We start from the raw sequence: 16,534 nt of genomic DNA on the forward strand, positions 1-16,534 counted from the left end.
GGCGCCATGCAGCTCGCGGTCGCGGTCGACAAGTACCTGCGGCATGTCGCGATCGAACGCGGGCTCTCCGCGAACACCGTGCAGGCCTACCGGCGCGATCTCGAGGCGTACCTCGAGTGGCTGACGCAGCGGTCGGTGTCGGCGCCCGAGGCGATCACCGCGGCGGAGGTCACCGGGTTCGCCGCGCAACTGCGCACGCGCGAGGTGCCGCTGGCCGCGTCATCCGTCGCCCGCATGCTCTCGTCGGTGCGCGGTTGGCATCGGTTCCTCGCGGAGGAGGGCATCGTCGAGGTGGATGTCGCGGCCGATGCCAAGCCGCCGAAGCTGCCGATGCGGCTGCCGAAGGCGATCTCGATCGAGCAGATGGCCGCCGTGCTCGCCGCCACCGATGGCGACGACGTGGTGGCGCTGCGCGACAAGGCCCTGCTCGAGCTGCTCTATGCGACCGGAGCGCGCATCTCCGAGGCCGTGGCGCTGAACGTCGACGACATGATCGAGCCGGATGTCGTGCGCCTGTTCGGCAAAGGCGGCAAGCAGCGCATCGTGCCGGTCGGCAGCTTCGCGCAGGCGGCGATCGCGGCCTATCTCGTGCGGGCCCGGCCGGTGCTGTCGGTGCGCGGTGTGGCGACGCCCGCGCTGTTCCTGGGAGTGCGCGGGCAGCGGGTGTCGCGGCAGAACGCGTGGCTGATCATCCGGGCGGCGGCAGAGCGCGCGAAGCTCGGCATCGAGATCTCGCCGCACACCTTCCGGCACTCGTTCGCGACGCACCTGCTGGCCGGCGGTGCCGACGTGCGCGTGGTGCAGGAGTTGCTCGGGCACTCCTCGGTGGCGACGACGCAGATCTACACGATGGTCACCGCCGACACCCTGCGCGACATGTACCAGGTGTCGCACCCGCGGGCGCGGTGAGTGCTGCAGCGACAGGCAAGGGCACGGGCGGATACCGAGTCCAAACCTCAACCAGAGGGTGAGACGACCCCGTGCACCCCGCGCGTGTGCGCCCGGGGTACGCCGGGGGCGCGGACGTACACTCGATGCATGACGGCCCAACGCGACGACTCGGCGGTACTGCCGGGGCTCGAGGCGTCGGCACCCGAAGCGCCCGTGGTGATGGGGCCCACCGGCCGTCCGCAGACGAAGTTCCCGGAGCCCCCGCCGCTGCGCGGCCACGGCCCCGCGCGCGTGATCGCCCTGTGCAACCAGAAGGGCGGGGTCGGCAAGACCACGAGCACGATCAACCTCGGTGCCGCGCTCGCCGAGTACGGCAGGCGGGTGCTCGCCGTCGACTTCGACCCGCAGGGCGCGCTCTCCGCGGGCCTGGGCGTGCCCACCCACGACGTGCCGACGATCTACGACCTGCTCCTGGGCACGGTCGCGAACCCGGCCGATGCGATCGTGCACACCGCTACCCCGGGCCTCGACGTGATCCCGGCCAACATCGACCTCTCCGCGGCCGAGGTGCACCTCGTGAACGAGGTCGCCCGCGAGACGATCCTCGCCCGCGTGCTGCGCAAGGTGAGCGACCAGTACGACGTCGTGCTCATCGACTGCCAGCCCTCGCTCGGTCTGCTCACGGTGAATGCCCTCACCGCCGCGCACGGCGTGCTCATCCCGCTGGAGTGCGAGTTCTTCGCGCTGCGCGGCGTCGCCCTGCTCGTGGAGACGATCGAGAAGGTCAAAGACCGGCTCAATCCCGCGATCAAGCTCGACGGCATCCTGGCCACCATGTTCGACCCGCGCCTGCTGCACTCGCGCGAGGTGCTCGACCGGGTGGTCGAGACCTTCGGCGACGAGGTGCTCGAGACGGTGATCGGGCGCACCGTGAAGTTCCCGGACGCGAGCGTCGCGGGCACGCCGATCACGAGCTTCGCCCCCGACCATTCGGCGTCGGAGTCCTATCGCCAACTGGCCAGAGAACTGATCCACCGTGGCGCCGTCGCCTAGCGACACGCGAGTGGATGACGCGGGCGGCGCCGAGGCCGAAGCTGCCGGGTTCTCCGTCTCGCTGTCCAACTTCGACGGTCCGTTCGACCTGCTGCTCTCGCTCATCGCCAAGCACGAGCTCGACATCACCGAGGTGTCGCTGTCGAAAGTGACCGGCGAGTTCATCGCCTACCTGCACGGTCTCGACACCGACGAGGAGCTCGAGCAGGCCAGCGAGTTCCTCGTGGTCGCCGCGACCCTGCTCGACCTGAAGGTGGCGGGCCTGCTGCCGCAGGGCGAACTCGTGGACGCCGAGGATGTCGCGCTGCTCGAAGCGCGCGACCTGCTGTTCGCCCGGCTGCTGCAGTACCGCGCGTTCAAGGAGGTCGCGCAGTGGTTCCACGGTCACCTCGAGGCCGAGTCGACGCGTCACGTGCGCTCCGTGCGGCTCGAAGACCAGTACCGCACCCAGACTCCGGAGCTGGTCTGGACGCTCACGGTGGACGACTTCGCCGCGCTTGCCGCGCTCGCCTTCGCCCCCCGGGAGATCCCCTCGGTCGGACTCGACCACCTGCACGCGCCACTGGTGAGCATCCGCGAACAGGCCGCCCACGTGGTCGCGATGCTGCGACGCGGGGAGCCGATGACGTTCCGGCAGCTGATCGCCGGCGCCGACCAGAAAGGCGTGATCATCGCGCGTTTTCTCGCGGTGCTCGAGCTGTACCGTGGAGCGTTCATCGGATTCGAGCAGCTGGAACCGCTCGGCGACCTGACCATCCACTGGTCCGCCGAGCACTGGTCGGACGACAGCCTCGCCAACCTCGGAGCGGACTATGGAAACTGACGAGATCGACGCCCCCGAGCGCACCGCAGCCGACCTGGAGCGCGCGCTCGAGGCGATCCTCATGGTCGTGGACGAGCCGCAGACCCTCGTCTCGCTGGCCACCGCGCTGAGCGCGCCCGTGCCCGCGGTGCGGCAGACCATCGAACGACTCGTCGCCGACTACGACGGGGAGGCCGGCGGGCCGCGCCGCGGCTTCGAGCTGCGCGAGGTCGGCGGCGGGTGGCGCATCTACGTGCGTGCCGAGCACGACGACATCGTGCGGGACTTCGTGCTCACCCAGAGCCCCAGCCGACTCAGTCAGGCCGCGCTCGAGACGCTCGCCGTGATCGCCTACAAGCAGCCGATCAGCCGCGGCGCGATCGCCTCCATCCGCGCCGTCAACGTCGACTCGGTGGTGCGTACGCTGCTGGGCCGCGGGCTCATCACCGAGGCGTTCACCGACCCCGAGACCGGCGCGATCCACTACGAGACCACCGATCTGCTGCTCGTGCAGCTGGGCATCAACTCGATCGACGAGCTGCCGAAGATCTCGCCGTTGCTCGAAGACGGTTCGGAAGGCTTCGATGAGCGACGCTAGCGGGCTCGGTGCCTCGGCGGAGGGCGAGCGACTGCAGAAGGTGATGGCGGCGGCGGGTGTGGCATCCCGGCGCGCCTCGGAGGACCTCATCGCCCAGGGCCGGGTGAGCGTGAACGGCGCGGTCGTGCGCGAGCCGGGCCGCCGGGTGCTGCCCACCGATCGCGTCACGGTCGACGGCACGGCGATCCAGCTCGACCCCACTCGGCGCTACATCATGCTGAACAAGCCGGTCGGCGTGGTCAGCTCGATGGCCGACGAGAGCGGCCGACCCGACCTGCGCGAGTTCACCCGTGACTACGAGGAGCGGCTGTTCAACGTCGGACGCCTCGATGCGAACACGTCCGGCCTGCTGGTGCTCACCAATGACGGCGAGCTCGCCCACGTGCTCGCCCACCCCTCCTTCGGCGTCGCCAAGACCTACATCGCGAAGGTCTCCGGCGCGGTGAGCGCGCAGACCATCGCGAAGCTGGTCAAGGGCATCGAACTCGACGACGGCCCGATCGCCGCGGACAAGGCGCGGATGCTGGCCCCGGCATCCGGCGGCACCTCCATGGTCGAGATCACCCTGCACTCCGGTCGCAACCGCATCGTGCGCCGTATGCTCGACGCGGTCGGACACCCCGTGCTCGAGTTGGTGCGCCGCTCCTTCGGGCCGCTGCACCTCGGCAGCCTCGGGATCGGGCGCACTCGCGACCTCACTACACTCGAACTCGGCGAACTCCTCACCATCGCGAGGGAGGCCGAACCCCGACCGCACGGAGACCAGCAGTGACCGAGAGCCGCATCGACGCTCAGGTGCGCGTCGTCGGCGCCGGACTGCTGGGTGCGAGCATCGGCCACGGCCTCACCGCGCGCGGGGTCGACGTGATCCTGCACGACGCCTCCCGGGCATCCCTGGGACTGGCCATCGACTACGGCGCCGGTCGCGCCGCCGCCGCGGGGGACGACCCAGCACTCGTCGTCGTCGCGGTGCCGCCGGATGCCGCGGCCGAGGTCATCGCCGCCGAACTCGCGGCCTGGCCGAACGCCACGGTGACGGATGTCGCGAGCGTGAAGTCCGGCATCCTCGCCGAGCTCGAAGCGGCCGGCGCCGACGTCGCGCGGTACATCGGCGGCCATCCGCTGGCCGGCCGGGAGCGCGGGGGAGCGATCTCCGCGCGCGCCGATCTGTTCCTCGGGCGGCCCTGGGTGATCACCGGTGGGGCGGGGGCACGCCGCCGTGCGGTGGAAGACCTCGTGCTCGAGCTGGGGGGCATCCCGGTGTCGATGAGCACCGAGGAGCACGACGACTCGGTCGCACTGGTCTCGCATGCCCCGCAGGTGGTCGCGAGCCTGCTCGCCGCCCGACTGACCGGCGCGAGCGATGCGGCAGTGGGTCTCGCCGGGCAGGGCTTGCGCGACACCACCCGCATCGCCGCCAGCGATCCCGAACTGTGGGTGCAGATCCTGGGCGCGAACGCGGCCCCCGTCGCCGAGATCCTCACCGCGCTGCGCGCCGACCTGGATGCCGTGCTCGCCGCACTGGAGCACCCCGAGGCCGCCGGCGCCCGCCGGGCGATCGCGCAGACCCTCGCCGCAGGCAACACGGGGGTCGCGCGCATCCCCGGCAAGCACGGGCAGGCCAAGCACTTCAGTCGGCTCGTGATCCTCGTCGACGACCGGCCGGGCGAGCTCGCCCGGCTGCTGACCGAGATCGGCGAGCTCGGTGTGAACATGGAGGACCTGCGCCTGGAGCATTCGCCGGGCGCGCAGGTGGGCCTGGCGGAGATCGCCGTGCTGCCGGAGGTCGAGCAGCGGCTCGCGACCGAGCTGACGGCGCGCGGCTGGAAGATCGCGGAGGCGTACGCATGACCACGGTGGTAGCCATCGACGGACCGGCCGGCAGTGGCAAGTCGAGCGTGTCGCGTGCCGCGGCGCGCGTGCTCGGCTTCGACTACCTCGACACCGGCGCGGCCTACCGCGCGCTCGCCTGGTACTGCATCGAACAGGGTCTCGACCCACTCGATGCTGCCGAGGTGGTGGAGGCGCTGCCCGGCTTCGCCTACGCGATCGGCACCGATCCCGACGGCTACTTCGTGCGCGTGGGTGCGGAGGACGTCACCGGCGACATCCGCGAGCCGCGCGTCACGGCCCGGGTGAGCGCGGTCGCGCGCATCCCCGAGGTGCGCGCGCATCTCACCGGCATCTTCCGCGACATCATCGCGGGCACCCCGCGGCCCGGCATCGTGGTGGAGGGGCGGGACATCACCACGATCGTCGCTCCGGACGCGACCGTGCGCATCCTGCTGACCGCCTCGGAGGAGGCGCGGGCCGCCCGCAGATCCGCGGAATTGACCGGCGCGGACGCCGCCGCGGCAGGCCAGGCGATCGCCGCGCGTGACCAACAGGACTCACGTGTGGTGGACTTCATGACAGCAGCAACCGGCGTGACGACTCTCGACTCGACCGATCTCGACTTCGACGCAACCGTGCAGGCCGTCGTAAACCTCGTGAAGGAGGCCTCGTGAACGACGAGGACGACGATTTCCCAGAGCTCGACACCGAGCTCGCCGAGCGCGTGCGCTCGCTCGACGACGAACAGGCCGCGCAGCGCGCCGACGCTCTGCGGGCGGGGCTTGCCGAGTACGACCTCGACGACGAAGACCTCGACATCCTGGACGCCGCGACCGACGACCCCGACGCGATCGTCTACCTGCCCGCCCTCCCCGTGCTCGCGATCGTGGGCCGGCCGAACGTGGGCAAGTCCGCGCTCGTCAACCGCATTCTGGGCCGCCGTGAGGCGGTCGTGGAGGACACCCCGGGCGTCACGCGCGACCGCGTGAACTACAAGGCGGAATGGGACAACCGGCGCTTCACGATCGTCGACACCGGCGGCTGGGAGCCCGACGCGAAGGGCATCAACGCCGCTGTCGCCGCGCAGGCCGAGATCGCCATCGACCTTGCCGACGCGGTGCTGTTCGTGGTGGATGCCACGGTCGGCGCCACCGCGACCGACGAGCGCGTCGTGCGGCTGTTGCGCTCCACGAAGAAGCCCGTGATCCTCGTCGCCAACAAGGTGGACGACGTCCGGCAGGAGCCGGAGGCGGCGGCGCTGTGGTCCCTGGGGCTCGGCGAGCCGCATCCGGTCTCCGCGTTGCACGGCCGGGGCGTCGCCGACGTGCTCGACCTTGTGCTCACGGTGCTGCCGGAGGTCTCGGCGGTCGCCAAGGAGGAGGTCGGCGGGCCGCGTCGCGTGGCGCTGCTGGGTCGACCGAACGTGGGCAAGTCGAGCCTGCTGAACAAGGCCGCGGGGGAGGAGCGGGTCGTCGTCAACGAGATGGCCGGCACCACGCGCGACCCAGTGGACGAGCAGATCGAGCTCGGCGGTAAGGTGTGGCGCTTCGTCGACACCGCCGGCATCCGCCGCCGCGTGCACCTGGCACAGGGTGCCGACTTCTACGCGACGCTGCGCACGAGTGCGGCGCTGGAGAAGGCGGAGGTCGCCGTCGTGCTCATCGACGTGACCGAGCCGATCAGCGTGCAGGATCTGAAGATCATCGACCTCGTGCTCGAGTCCGGTCGCGCCCTCGTGATCGCCTACAACAAGTGGGACCTGCTCGACGAGGAACGCCGCATCTACCTGGAGAAGGAGATCGAACGCGACCTCGCCCACGTCTCCTGGGCGCCGCGCGTGAACATCTCCGCGAAGACCGGCCGGCACCTGGAGAAGCTCGTGCCCGCGCTCGAGGTGGCGCTGGCGAGCTGGGACACGCGCATCCCCACCGGCAAGTTCAACGCGTTGCTCGCCGAGCTCACCCAAGAGCACCCGCACCCGGTGCGCGGCGGGCGCCAGCCGCGCATTCTGTTCGGCACCCAGGCGGCCACCCGCCCGCCGACGTTCGTGCTGTTCACGACCGGCTTCCTCGACCCGCAGTACCGCCGGTTCATCGTGCGGAGGCTGCGGGAGATCTTCGGCTTCGAGGGCAGTCCCGTGAACGTGAACATGCGGGTGCGTGAGAGGCGCAAGCGGTGAGCGGCGCCCCGAACAACCTGCCGCGCAGGCAGCACGAGCTCGGCGACGAGTGGGTGCACGGCCCGAACGGCGAGAAGTTCTGGGGACGTTTCGGGGCCGCGGGGCTGCTGGCGTGGCATCGGGATGCCGGCGTGCTGCTGCAACTGCGTGCGGTCTGGAGCCACTTCGGCGGCACCTGGGGCCTGCCCGGCGGAGCGCGCAAACTCGACGAGTCGGCGGTGGATGCGGCGGTGCGTGAGGCCGCGGAGGAGGCGACCGTGCCTCGGGATGGGCTGCGGGTCATCCACGAGTCCGTGCACGACCTCGGATTCTGGAGCTACACGACGGTGATTGTGGAGGCGACCGAGTTCTTCGAGCCGGTGATCGCCGACGCGGAGAGCCAGGAGCTGGCGTGGGTGGGGCTGGACGACGTGGCCGGGATGCCGCTGCACCCCGGATTCGCGGCGTCGTGGCCCGCGCTGCGGGAGCACTTGGTCTAGGGCTGTTTCGGGCCCGCATCCCGCAGCGGGCCGGACCGGTCGCGCACACTCGGTCTGGGGCCGTGAGTCGGCACGTCGGGAAGGCACGGCACCCAGCGCGTGCCCGGTGCCCGGTGCATGCCCTGAGATCGTTCGCGAAACTCAGGACGTTCTCCTGAGTACAGCTCTTGAACATCTGCGCGCGGTGCCCGCATTCGGCGCTCAGCGTCCACCACGGCGACCGCAGATCCGCACCACACCCGCGGCGCCGCAGCACTAGACGCCACGTCGCGGTACCGAACTCAGGAGACAGTCCTGAGTACGGCGAGTCGCGCCGACGTGTGCGAGGCGTGGGTCGGCGAAGCGAGAGTCGCGACGACGTGCGTGATGCGTGGGCCGGGCGAGGCGAGGGAACGCCGGCGAGGCGGGTCGAGCGACGTGTGGCCACGCGACGTCGGGTGCGACGTCGGGTGCGAGGAGTGAGGGTCGGGCGTGCCTGGAACAGCGGGCGTGCCCGGAATGGCGGGCGTGCCCAGCGCATGGCCGGGCACGCCCGCCGACGTCAGTGCGCTCCGGGCTGCGGGCCGAACTCGCTCTCGGGCTTCGGCACGAACCATGCCGCGACGATCGCCGCCAGCGAGATGATCGCGCCGGCGAGAAATGCGGTGTGGATTCCGGTGGCCAGGGCCGTGACATCCCCTGCGCCCGCTTCGGCCGCGCCCACCTTGCCGATGGTCAGCAGCGCGATGAACAGCGCGGTGCCGGCCGCGCCCGCCAGCTGCTGCACGGTGCCGATGGTGGCGGAGCCGTGCGAATACAGCTCAGGCTTGACCGAGCCGAGCGCCGTGGTGAACAGCGGCGTGAACATCAGCGCGAGCCCGACCGAGAGCACGATGTGCAGGGCGAGCACCAGGCCCCACGGCGTGTTCTCGCCGTAGGTGGTCATGGTCCACAGTGCGGCGCTGACGATGATCGCGCCGGGCACGATGAGCGGTCGCGGGCCGACCTTGTCGTAGAGCCGGCCGATAATCGGCCCCGCGAAGCCCATCATGAGGCTGCCGGGCACGAGGATCAGGCCGCTGACGGCGGGCTCCAGCCCGAGCACGTCCTGCGTGTAGATCGGCAGGATGATGATGGTGCCGAACAGCGCACCCATCATGATCACCATCAGCACGATGGAGACGCTGAATCCGCGGGCCCGGAACGTGCGCAGGTCGAGGAAGGCCTGCTCCCGACGCTGCAACTGCACCTGGCGCAGGATGAAGAGCGCGAGCGCGACGCCGCCAACCGTCAGGGGGATCCACGGTGCCATGAGTGCGTGCCCGGAGACGGCCTCGCCGAGGCTGGAGAGCCCGAAGATCAGCCCGCCGAACGCGAACGCGGAGAGCACGACCGAGAGCGCGTCGAGCGGCACCGTGCGCGGCTCGGTGACGTTCTTCACCCGGGCGGCGCCGAGCGCGAGCGCGAAGATGGCGATCGGCAGCACGAGGATGAAGATGAAGCGCCACTCGAGCGCCTGCACGATCAGTCCGCCGACGGCGGGGCCGACGGCCGGTGCCACCGACATGACGATGGAGATGTTGCCCATGGTCTTGCCGCGCTCGTGCGGCGGCACGAGGGTCATCACGGTGGTCATCAGCAGCGGCATCATGATCGCCGTGCCGGAGGCCTGCACGATGCGGCCCGCGAGCAGCACCTCGAAGCCGGGTGCGATCGCGGCGATCGCGGTGCCGGCGGTGAACAGGCTCATCGCCAGGATGAACACGGTGCGGGTGCTCAGGCGCTGCATGAGCCAACCGGTGGTGGGGATGACGACGGCCATCGTGAGCATGAACGCGGTGGACAGCCACTGCGCGGTGCTCTCCTCGATGTCGAGCGCCACCATGATCTTGGGGATGGCGACACCGATGACGGTCTCGTTGAGGAAGACGACGAAGGTCGCCACGAGCATGAGGTTGATGACGAGGCGGTTGCGGCCGCGGTGGTCTGGAGCCAGTTCGGTCTCTGGCTGGGTGGACATGGCGTGATCGGTCAAAACGGTCCCGTCGGTGTGTTGAGTGGTGGAGATGGAGCGAGGAATGGGGATGCGGGCAGCCCGGCCCGCTCGGAAGTGAACGTTGTGAACATCCTGTCGTATTCCCCCGACATCGGTGTTGCGGTTTCGGCCCGGATGCGTTCGCCTCGCGCGAACATCGGGTGAACTCAGCGCGGGGTGAGACGGAAGATGCGCAGTTCGCGACCGGCCGTGCGCTCGTAGCCGCGATATCCGGGCCAGTTGCGTTCCAGCAGCACCCAAGTCTCCTCGCGCAGTTCCGCAGGCACCGGCACCGCGGTCACGTCGATGCGCTTGCCCTTCACCTCGACGAACACGTCGGGGTGGGCGAGCAGGTTGAACGTCCAGGCCGGGTGCGTGTCGCGCGCGAAGTTGCTGCCGGTGACGAGCATGTCCACCCCGTCGGGGCAGTACATCAGCTCGATGCGCCGCGGCTCACCCGTCTTGGCTCCCAGCGTGTGCAGTACCAGGGATGGCACGATCGCCCCGCTGATCGGCGTGCGTCCGCGCGTGAACACCCGCGCCCCGCGCTCCAGCGTCGGCATCACCCGGGGCCCCACCGTGCGGAACACCCACGTGCGCGACATCGCGGACACGGCGGGTCGCATGAATCGTGGCAGCACCCGCCCATTCTGCACGCACAACGACCCTCCTCGCATCGACTAGACTCGACGGGTTGTCACGGGCTGTGGCGCAGCTTGGTAGCGCACTTGACTGGGGGTTAAGTGGTTTACCACTCTTCGGTCGGCCCGAACAACTGAAAAATGATGCCACGGGCTGTGGCGCAGCTTGGTAGCGCACTTGACTGGGGGTCAAGGGGTCGCAGGTTCAAATCCTGTCAGCCCGACAGAAAATCCCTGATGAGAAGCAATTTTCATCAGGGATTTGTTGTTTCTGAACGTCGTTTTCTCTGGTCCCCCTCTGGTCCCCCTGGACAGGTAGGCGTGGTCGACCTGTGGATGACAGAATCCGTCGCGATGCCCTGTCTGTGGATAAGGGGACCAAAAGGGGACCAGAACGGTAAAAATCGGCGACGGAGCCGCTCATAGCCCGCGTCCCGTGCCCTGCCGTGATCGTCGCGATGGGTTCCGAGGAGTGTCTCTGCTGAGGAAGGCGTTGGCCTGTTCTGCGGCGGAGGCGAGGTGGCGGTCATCGGGGTGGAGGTAGCCGCGAGTGGTCTCGATTGAGGCGTGTCCGAGGATCTCTTGGAGGACATGGAGGGGAACCCCGGCGTCGGCGAGCCAGGTGGCGCCGGTGTGTCGGAGACCGTGTCGGGTGAGGTTCGGCAGGCCGAGGTCAGCAACAACCTGGTCCCAGCTGGTGGCGTCGCGAACGGTGGCCGTCGTGAGGAAGCCGCCCCGTGGACCGACGAGGAGTGGTGAGTCCGCTTGCTTGAACGCGCAGAGTCGTTTCAGGACCGGCCGGAGTGGGTCGAGAATCGGCACGCGACGCTCCTTGCGGCTCTTGGTTGGTTTGGTGATGAGGCCGCCCCTGCCGGGAAAGACCTGTCGTCTGATGATGACGAGGTTCTTTGTGAAGTCCACGTCTCCGACTTGAAGTCCGGAGACTTCTGAAGAACGTGCTGCCAGTAGAGCGGCGAGCATCACGAAGTCTGAATAGGACTGGTGGACGGTGCCGCAGGCGGAGGCGAGCTGGTTCAGCTTCTGCAGGTCAGGGATCGCGTGCGTGCGCGGGGCAGCATCTTCGGCCGGTTGGATTCGGAAGGCGTTTCTGTGGAGACTCCGCTTCGCACGGTGCTTGGCGGGATTGATTGTGATCAGGCCATCGCGAACGGCTTCGTCGAGCACCCGCACGAGTGGCGCGATGGTGTTCTTGATCGTCGATGCGCCGTACTGCTTCTCCCAGTCATCAATCGTGCGGTCGATCATTCCAGCCGTGATCTGCGTGACGGGCAGATGGCCGAGCGCCGGGAGCACTCGGAGCCGAAGACCGTACCGGTAGTTGTCGCCGGTTGAGGTCATATCGAGGCCTCGTGCCCATCGATCGTCGATCGAGGTGAAGAACTCCAGGAGGGTCATGGAGATGTCCATGCCCTTGACCGAAGAGTTCCGGAGCGTTTCGAAGAATGCCCGTGCGGTTGCCTCGTCTTTCACGATCTCGGTACGGATCACTCGCTGCTTGTTGAGCGGATCGGTCCAGCGTGCCCGCGCTCGAATCCCGTAGGAGCGTCGTTCCATGTCGGTGGAGATCCTCACCCCGATCGGCGGCACCGGTCGGGGTGAGGACTCAGGCATTGGCTCAGTTGGGCGAGCCATGGTGCGGCTCCAATTTCTGCAGCCATTCGTCGATCGCTTCGAGCCGGTACCGGGCAATACCGCCGAGCTTGATGAATGGTGGTCCGGTCTCCGCGGAGCGCCATCGAGACAGTGTCGATTCGGAGACCTTCAGGTACGAGGCGACTTCTCGACTATCCAGCAATGGCGAGACGGGCGCGGTCGCTTCGGCTGCGTTGCTCATGACTCCTCCTGCGGAGGATCGCCGAGCGAACGGTAGAACTCGTCCTCAGCCGCTTGACGTCGCTGAACGTCATCAACGACGAACTCAACGAAGTCGGCTTCCCGGTCGGTGATCATCGCTTCTTCGGAGGGAGTAGGCGGCTCTTCCCCGGGCCAGGTGGCTTGCCGTGTGGGGCGATCACGATCGAGTCGAGTCCCGGAAGTAGCTACCCAGTCCCGGAGGCGGAGGCGAGCATCCGCAAAGTCGCGATGCCACCCCAGCGGTGCGGATCCGTTTTGGTTGGGGTCGTAGGCGCACAGCCAGTGCAGATGCAGCGCTGACAGCTCCCACACGAGCTCGGGGTGACGATGCCAGTAGGGCGGGATCACTGCGGCTGGGAGTCCGTACCTGCGGCGGAGCCAGTCGACCCAGCGATTCAGCTCCAGCCACTCGACTTCCGCGTCGTTCGCGGTGAGGAGATTCCAGTTGATCGGATGCGGTGGTTCAGCGACCAGCGATTCGTCGTAGTCATCTTCGTCGCGCCCTTCGTGTGCTTCAGCTGTGGGAACGAAGTCACTCATGATGACCGCTCCTGCTCAGATGCTGACCGCAGGAGCGACATCTGACTGCGCTCGTGTTCGGGCGGGGGATTCAAAAGGGGAGGCATCACGACCGGTCGACTCACGCATGTTGCTGTCGCGATGGGGTCCGCGATCGACCTCGTATTGGGTGCGCGCTACGTCGTGACCAAAGCGGGACACGATGAACTCCTCGGCTGCGACGCTCTGGCCATCCTTCTCGTAGCTGTACTCGCGCACGCGCCCGGTGGCGATGAACTTGTCGCCCTTGTGGAATCGCGCGGCTCCTTCTTCGGCTGCGCGGCGGAAGGCACTCATGTCGTGGAAGGACGGGTCGAGCTGCGTGAAACTTCCGTCTGGCGTCTGCTGCGAATGCTCTATGCCGATCCGCGCGTAGAACCGCGCGGTGCCGTCCTCGGTGTAGGTCAGACGGGGCTCGGTCGCGATGAATCCTGTGATGGCTTGCTGGGTGTCGATGGACATGACGACTCCTTGATCTGTTGGGGTGGCCATCGGATGTGATGGCTGCTGCAACAGACAGGTGCGCGCTGCGCCCCAGCGCGGATCATGGCGTTGCAGGGCGTTCCAACAGCGACTCAACTGCCGCACGGTCTGCTTTGAGCTGTTGGCCGTCGGAGCGCTTGGGCCAGGGGTGGAGGTCAGTGATGATGGGGGGCGCCGACCGGAGCAAGATGACCCCGGTGCCAAACGGCAACATGCGAATGCGGTCGGGCGGCAGGATCGGTACGCGACGGATGGAACGCTGGTTCGAGCGCGAGCCATGGTCACCGAGCGTGACGGAGTCGGTGAACTCGTCGCGTTCGCCGATCAGCGTGGAAAGGTCTTGGAGATCTCGTGAGTTCGAGGCGCCGCCGAGGATGATCTTCGCGATACTGGCGTCCCAGATCGCTGCCGACTTGTTCTCTGACCACTTGTCCCGCGCCTGAGCAAGGGATTGGAGCACCGGCATCGTTGTAATGCCTGTGCCCCCTCCTTCCGCCATGAGTGTGGGCAGCGAAGGTAGCGGCGCAAGGTTTCCGATCTCGTCAAGCGCAAACAGCAGTGGCGGGTCGAGCCGTGCGCCGGGTGATCGAGCAGCCATGCGACGGGCGGTCTCGACAAGGTCTTCAACGAGAGCTGCGACGAGAGCTGCACTGTTTCCGGCCCCAACGCCGGTCGCCAAAAGATAAAGCGTGCCACGGTCACGGATGAAACTCTCGGGATCGAACTGCTCGCCTTCCGCCGGGCTGACAGCATCCAGCACTCTGGGGTCGGCCAGCGCCGACAATGCGAGCGAAACACCCTGCCAGATACTGTCGCGCGTGCGCGGGTCGGCGTCGAGCGTTGCCTCCAGCGAATCTGCCCACCCCGTGGCTGCCAGCGATGAGCCCGTCAGGATGGCGACAGCTTCGGCGGCTGCCGATGGGTCGAGAGTCCATCGGAACAGCTCAGCCGGACTTCGATGATCGAGCGCGGCCGCGTGAAGGAGCGCCTGCAGAGCGATGCGCGTCTTTCCCTCCCAGAATCCTCCACCCTCGACGCCGCCAGCTGACAGCTCGGTGGCCGCAGCGAGACCCGTCGCGCGAATCATCGCGGTCAGCGGGTCTTCACACCCCCGAATGGGCGACCACCGCAGCCCCGAGGAGACGCCTTCAGCAAGATGCTGAGGATCAAAGACGGCGACCGGACCGACCCGTTCGCGTGCGCGCATCGTTGCCGTCAGGTTATCGGGCCGGGTCGACGTCGTCACCACTGCGCCCGGCGCATCGAGAATCGCCGGGATCACAATGTGCAGACCCTTACCCGAACGCGGCGGGCCGATGAGAAGGATCGAGTCTTCGACGCTGGCCCACACCTGCTTGCCGTGCGAGCGCCCGAGCAGGTAGCCCACGTCCGCGGGTTCTGGCTGTTCCAGTGAAGGGCGAAGCGTCACGGCTCGGCGCAGGAGCGCCTTCGCCGACGCACTGGTTACGACTTCGTGACTGCTGGCAGTTCCCGCGAGCCGACGTGGATCGGTATCGACGTTGTGTGAGTGCCGACGCCAACGGACCCAAGCCCACCCGATAGCGCTGCCGAGAATGAGGAGCAGCGGTACTGCAATCGACCAGTAGAGAATTGCATTCAGATCGTGCGCCTGCAGCACCTCGGCCGGGTTCGTCGGATTGAACAGCAGGGCGACCCCGCCTGCAATCCCGACCTGAGGTTGCGCAGCGCCAGAGAGAAATGCCGCAACGGAACCCGCAGCCCGCAAGACGACGGCGACCCCGAAGACTGCGATCAACGCGATCATCAGGAAGTTGGTCAACTCATCGCCGAAACCCCGACCCTGACCGTCTGGGGTGCTCACGATCGCAAAGATTCGGTGACGATGACGCCGGAGACGCGTCCGATGAGCAATATCTCCGATCGGTGATCCACGAGTTGCCTCACATCGATCACCGCACGAGCGCTCCCGTCAGCGGATCCTTCAGTACTGGAGACCGACAGCGCGACGGTGACATCCTCGCCAGGGACGAATCCGGACCCGGTGACCTCGATCAGCTGATCCGGTGGGCGATGACGCGCTCGCCGTATCGTGCTGGGCGACTGAACGTCCGCGATGGCTTGCTCTCGTCGCACCGCATGGACGATGTCGGTGAACACCGAGCCATCGAACTCGTGCACCTCAACTCGAACGGTGCGAGAGCGGTGTTCGGAGATTGCGTCGAGAAGATCACCAAAGCGTGCCCGACTCCAAGAGGCATCCGTCGTTGGAGGCGGGAAGTCGCGCCCATTGCAGCTGACGTTCATGGTTCCGCGCTCGCTGACCGTGATGACTGCGAGGGGGAAAGCGATGGGCGATCCGGGTGGCGTTCCTGCAGGGCTATTGCTCATGCCATAGAGGTGCGCGGGTACTCGCGCCATTGCTCCATGCACTCCAGGTACGGGCTGGGCGTGACCGTCGACGGTCACGTCTACAACTTCCGGACCGAGGATTCTCGTATTGGCTTTGATCGTTCGCCGGGGGAGCCCAGGCTAGACCGCGTGCTATCGCTGTGCGTCAAAGGAGTCAATCACCGCCCGCAGATCGGTCACAGTCGAGATAGTCCGACCAGCTTCGTGGGGAACCCGTTGGGGTTCGATTCGTTCTCCGCCTGAACGAAGACTCTCACTGATCCGCGCTTTGTGCTGCGATCGTGGACCGTCTCACCTTCGGTGGCAACAACATCGAAACCGGCAGCGACTCCGACAGCCTCGCCCACACGAAGAACACCCACGCGCGGGGCACGGGTAAGTAAGCAGACTGGCCGGACCCGGCGAGTAGTTCATCACCGGATCCGCTGTAGCGTATAGCGTCCCTTGATCGGGCATTTTCTCGGGTGGGTCTTACGGGAATGTCCGCCTGCCGGAACCGCACGCGTCGGCACCGGTGTGTCATTCCGCGGCAGGAGTTCCGGTGGGCGTCCGGCTTCCGGGCAACCTTCTACCTGATCTTTTGCGCACCATGCTGGTACTGAGACTGTGTCAGTGGGGCGAACAGTTGCCGCCCCGAATTCGGGCCTTGACCCTTGATCGTGGACACGGTGTCGGTTCGGTTATGCCGCTTCCGCGAGGGTAGCGGACGCGGTCGCCGCGTAGGCGGCTTCGTAGGT

Annotated in this window: 17 protein-coding genes and 1 tRNA gene; 10 read left to right on the forward strand and 8 right to left on the reverse strand. The window is 67.6% G+C overall.

Translation table 11 applies throughout. From position 1 onward, the window contains the following. The first annotated feature begins 6 nt into the window (after positions 1-6). The 9 genes from xerD to PYV02_RS08040 all read left to right on the forward strand — a co-directional run bounded on the left by xerD (position 7) and on the right by PYV02_RS08040 (position 7,835). On the forward strand, positions 7-909 hold the full coding sequence (gene xerD / locus PYV02_RS08000; protein ID WP_275757972.1) for a site-specific tyrosine recombinase XerD: 903 nt from the start codon (positions 7-9) through the stop codon (positions 907-909). Positions 910-1,038: 129 nt separating this feature from the next. Then, positions 1,039-1,944, forward strand: a complete 906-nt coding sequence (locus PYV02_RS08005; RefSeq protein ID WP_420833601.1) for a ParA family protein — start codon at positions 1,039-1,041, stop codon at positions 1,942-1,944. Continuing rightward, complete coding sequence (locus tag PYV02_RS08010) at positions 1,928-2,767, forward strand: segregation and condensation protein A (RefSeq protein WP_420833602.1); 840 nt, start codon at positions 1,928-1,930, stop codon at positions 2,765-2,767. The genes PYV02_RS08005 and PYV02_RS08010 overlap by 17 nt, the downstream gene beginning before the upstream one ends. Continuing rightward, positions 2,757-3,344: an SMC-Scp complex subunit ScpB gene (gene scpB, locus PYV02_RS08015; RefSeq protein ID WP_275757907.1), complete on the forward strand. Its 588-nt coding sequence runs from the start codon at positions 2,757-2,759 to the stop codon at positions 3,342-3,344. Before PYV02_RS08010 ends, scpB begins: the two co-directional genes overlap by 11 nt. Further along, positions 3,331-4,116, forward strand: coding sequence for a pseudouridine synthase (locus PYV02_RS08020; RefSeq protein WP_275757909.1), 786 nt, complete (start codon positions 3,331-3,333; stop codon positions 4,114-4,116). Before scpB ends, PYV02_RS08020 begins: the two co-directional genes overlap by 14 nt. Further along, complete coding sequence (locus tag PYV02_RS08025) at positions 4,113-5,195, forward strand: prephenate dehydrogenase (RefSeq protein ID WP_275757911.1); 1,083 nt, start codon at positions 4,113-4,115, stop codon at positions 5,193-5,195. The genes PYV02_RS08020 and PYV02_RS08025 overlap by 4 nt, the downstream gene beginning before the upstream one ends. After that, the gene (gene cmk, locus PYV02_RS08030) at positions 5,192-5,851 is read left to right on the forward strand and encodes a (d)CMP kinase (RefSeq protein ID WP_275757913.1); all 660 of its coding nucleotides are present in this window, start codon (positions 5,192-5,194) and stop codon (positions 5,849-5,851) included. The genes PYV02_RS08025 and cmk overlap by 4 nt, the downstream gene beginning before the upstream one ends. Next, positions 5,848-7,356: a ribosome biogenesis GTPase Der gene (gene der / locus PYV02_RS08035; RefSeq protein WP_275757915.1), complete on the forward strand. Its 1,509-nt coding sequence runs from the start codon at positions 5,848-5,850 to the stop codon at positions 7,354-7,356. The genes cmk and der overlap by 4 nt, the downstream gene beginning before the upstream one ends. Next, positions 7,353-7,835 carry an NUDIX domain-containing protein gene (locus tag PYV02_RS08040; RefSeq protein WP_275757917.1) on the forward strand — a complete coding sequence of 161 codons (483 nt, stop codon included), beginning with the start codon at positions 7,353-7,355 and terminating at the stop codon, positions 7,833-7,835. The genes der and PYV02_RS08040 overlap by 4 nt, the downstream gene beginning before the upstream one ends. Positions 7,836-8,376: 541 nt before the next feature. On the opposite strand, the gene PYV02_RS08045 is transcribed toward PYV02_RS08040, so the two are convergent. Both PYV02_RS08045 and PYV02_RS08050 read right to left on the reverse strand, forming a co-directional pair. Beyond that, the gene (locus PYV02_RS08045; protein ID WP_275757919.1) at positions 8,377-9,834 is read right to left on the reverse strand and encodes an MDR family MFS transporter; all 1,458 of its coding nucleotides are present in this window, start codon (positions 9,832-9,834) and stop codon (positions 8,377-8,379) included. A 182-nt stretch (positions 9,835-10,016) separates the two neighbouring features. Continuing rightward, positions 10,017-10,490, reverse strand: a complete 474-nt coding sequence (locus tag PYV02_RS08050) for a nitroreductase family deazaflavin-dependent oxidoreductase (protein ID WP_275757921.1) — start codon at positions 10,488-10,490, stop codon at positions 10,017-10,019. A gap of 150 nt (positions 10,491-10,640) precedes the next feature. Between PYV02_RS08050 and PYV02_RS08055 the strand changes: the two genes are divergently transcribed. Then, positions 10,641-10,714: transfer RNA gene (locus tag PYV02_RS08055), tRNA-Pro, on the forward strand. Positions 10,715-10,910: 196 nt separating this feature from the next. Here the strand turns inward: PYV02_RS08055 and PYV02_RS08060 are convergent. The 6 genes from PYV02_RS08060 to PYV02_RS08085 form a co-directional block, all read right to left on the reverse strand. Beyond that, positions 10,911-12,065: a tyrosine-type recombinase/integrase gene (locus tag PYV02_RS08060; protein ID WP_275757923.1), complete on the reverse strand. Its 1,155-nt coding sequence runs from the start codon at positions 12,063-12,065 to the stop codon at positions 10,911-10,913. Positions 12,066-12,126: 61 nt separating this feature from the next. Beyond that, the gene (locus PYV02_RS08065; protein WP_275757925.1) at positions 12,127-12,345 is read right to left on the reverse strand and encodes a helix-turn-helix transcriptional regulator; all 219 of its coding nucleotides are present in this window, start codon (positions 12,343-12,345) and stop codon (positions 12,127-12,129) included. Next, positions 12,342-12,905, reverse strand: coding sequence for a hypothetical protein (locus PYV02_RS08070; RefSeq protein ID WP_275757927.1), 564 nt, complete (start codon positions 12,903-12,905; stop codon positions 12,342-12,344). The genes PYV02_RS08065 and PYV02_RS08070 overlap by 4 nt, the downstream gene beginning before the upstream one ends. A gap of 15 nt (positions 12,906-12,920) precedes the next feature. Next, entirely contained in the window at positions 12,921-13,385 is a 465-nt protein-coding gene (locus PYV02_RS08075) for a single-stranded DNA-binding protein (protein ID WP_275757929.1), read from the reverse strand. Positions 13,386-13,467: 82 nt separating this feature from the next. Then, positions 13,468-15,249, reverse strand: coding sequence for a type IV secretory system conjugative DNA transfer family protein (locus PYV02_RS08080; protein WP_275757930.1), 1,782 nt, complete (start codon positions 15,247-15,249; stop codon positions 13,468-13,470). Continuing rightward, entirely contained in the window at positions 15,246-15,854 is a 609-nt protein-coding gene (locus tag PYV02_RS08085; RefSeq protein ID WP_275757933.1) for a hypothetical protein, read from the reverse strand. Before PYV02_RS08085 ends, PYV02_RS08080 begins: the two co-directional genes overlap by 4 nt. Positions 15,855-16,534: the final 680 nt, after the last annotated feature.

Source organism: Antiquaquibacter metalliresistens (assembly GCF_029211225.1).
Taxonomy (GTDB): Bacteria; Actinomycetota; Actinomycetes; order Actinomycetales; family Microbacteriaceae; genus Rhodoglobus; species Rhodoglobus metalliresistens.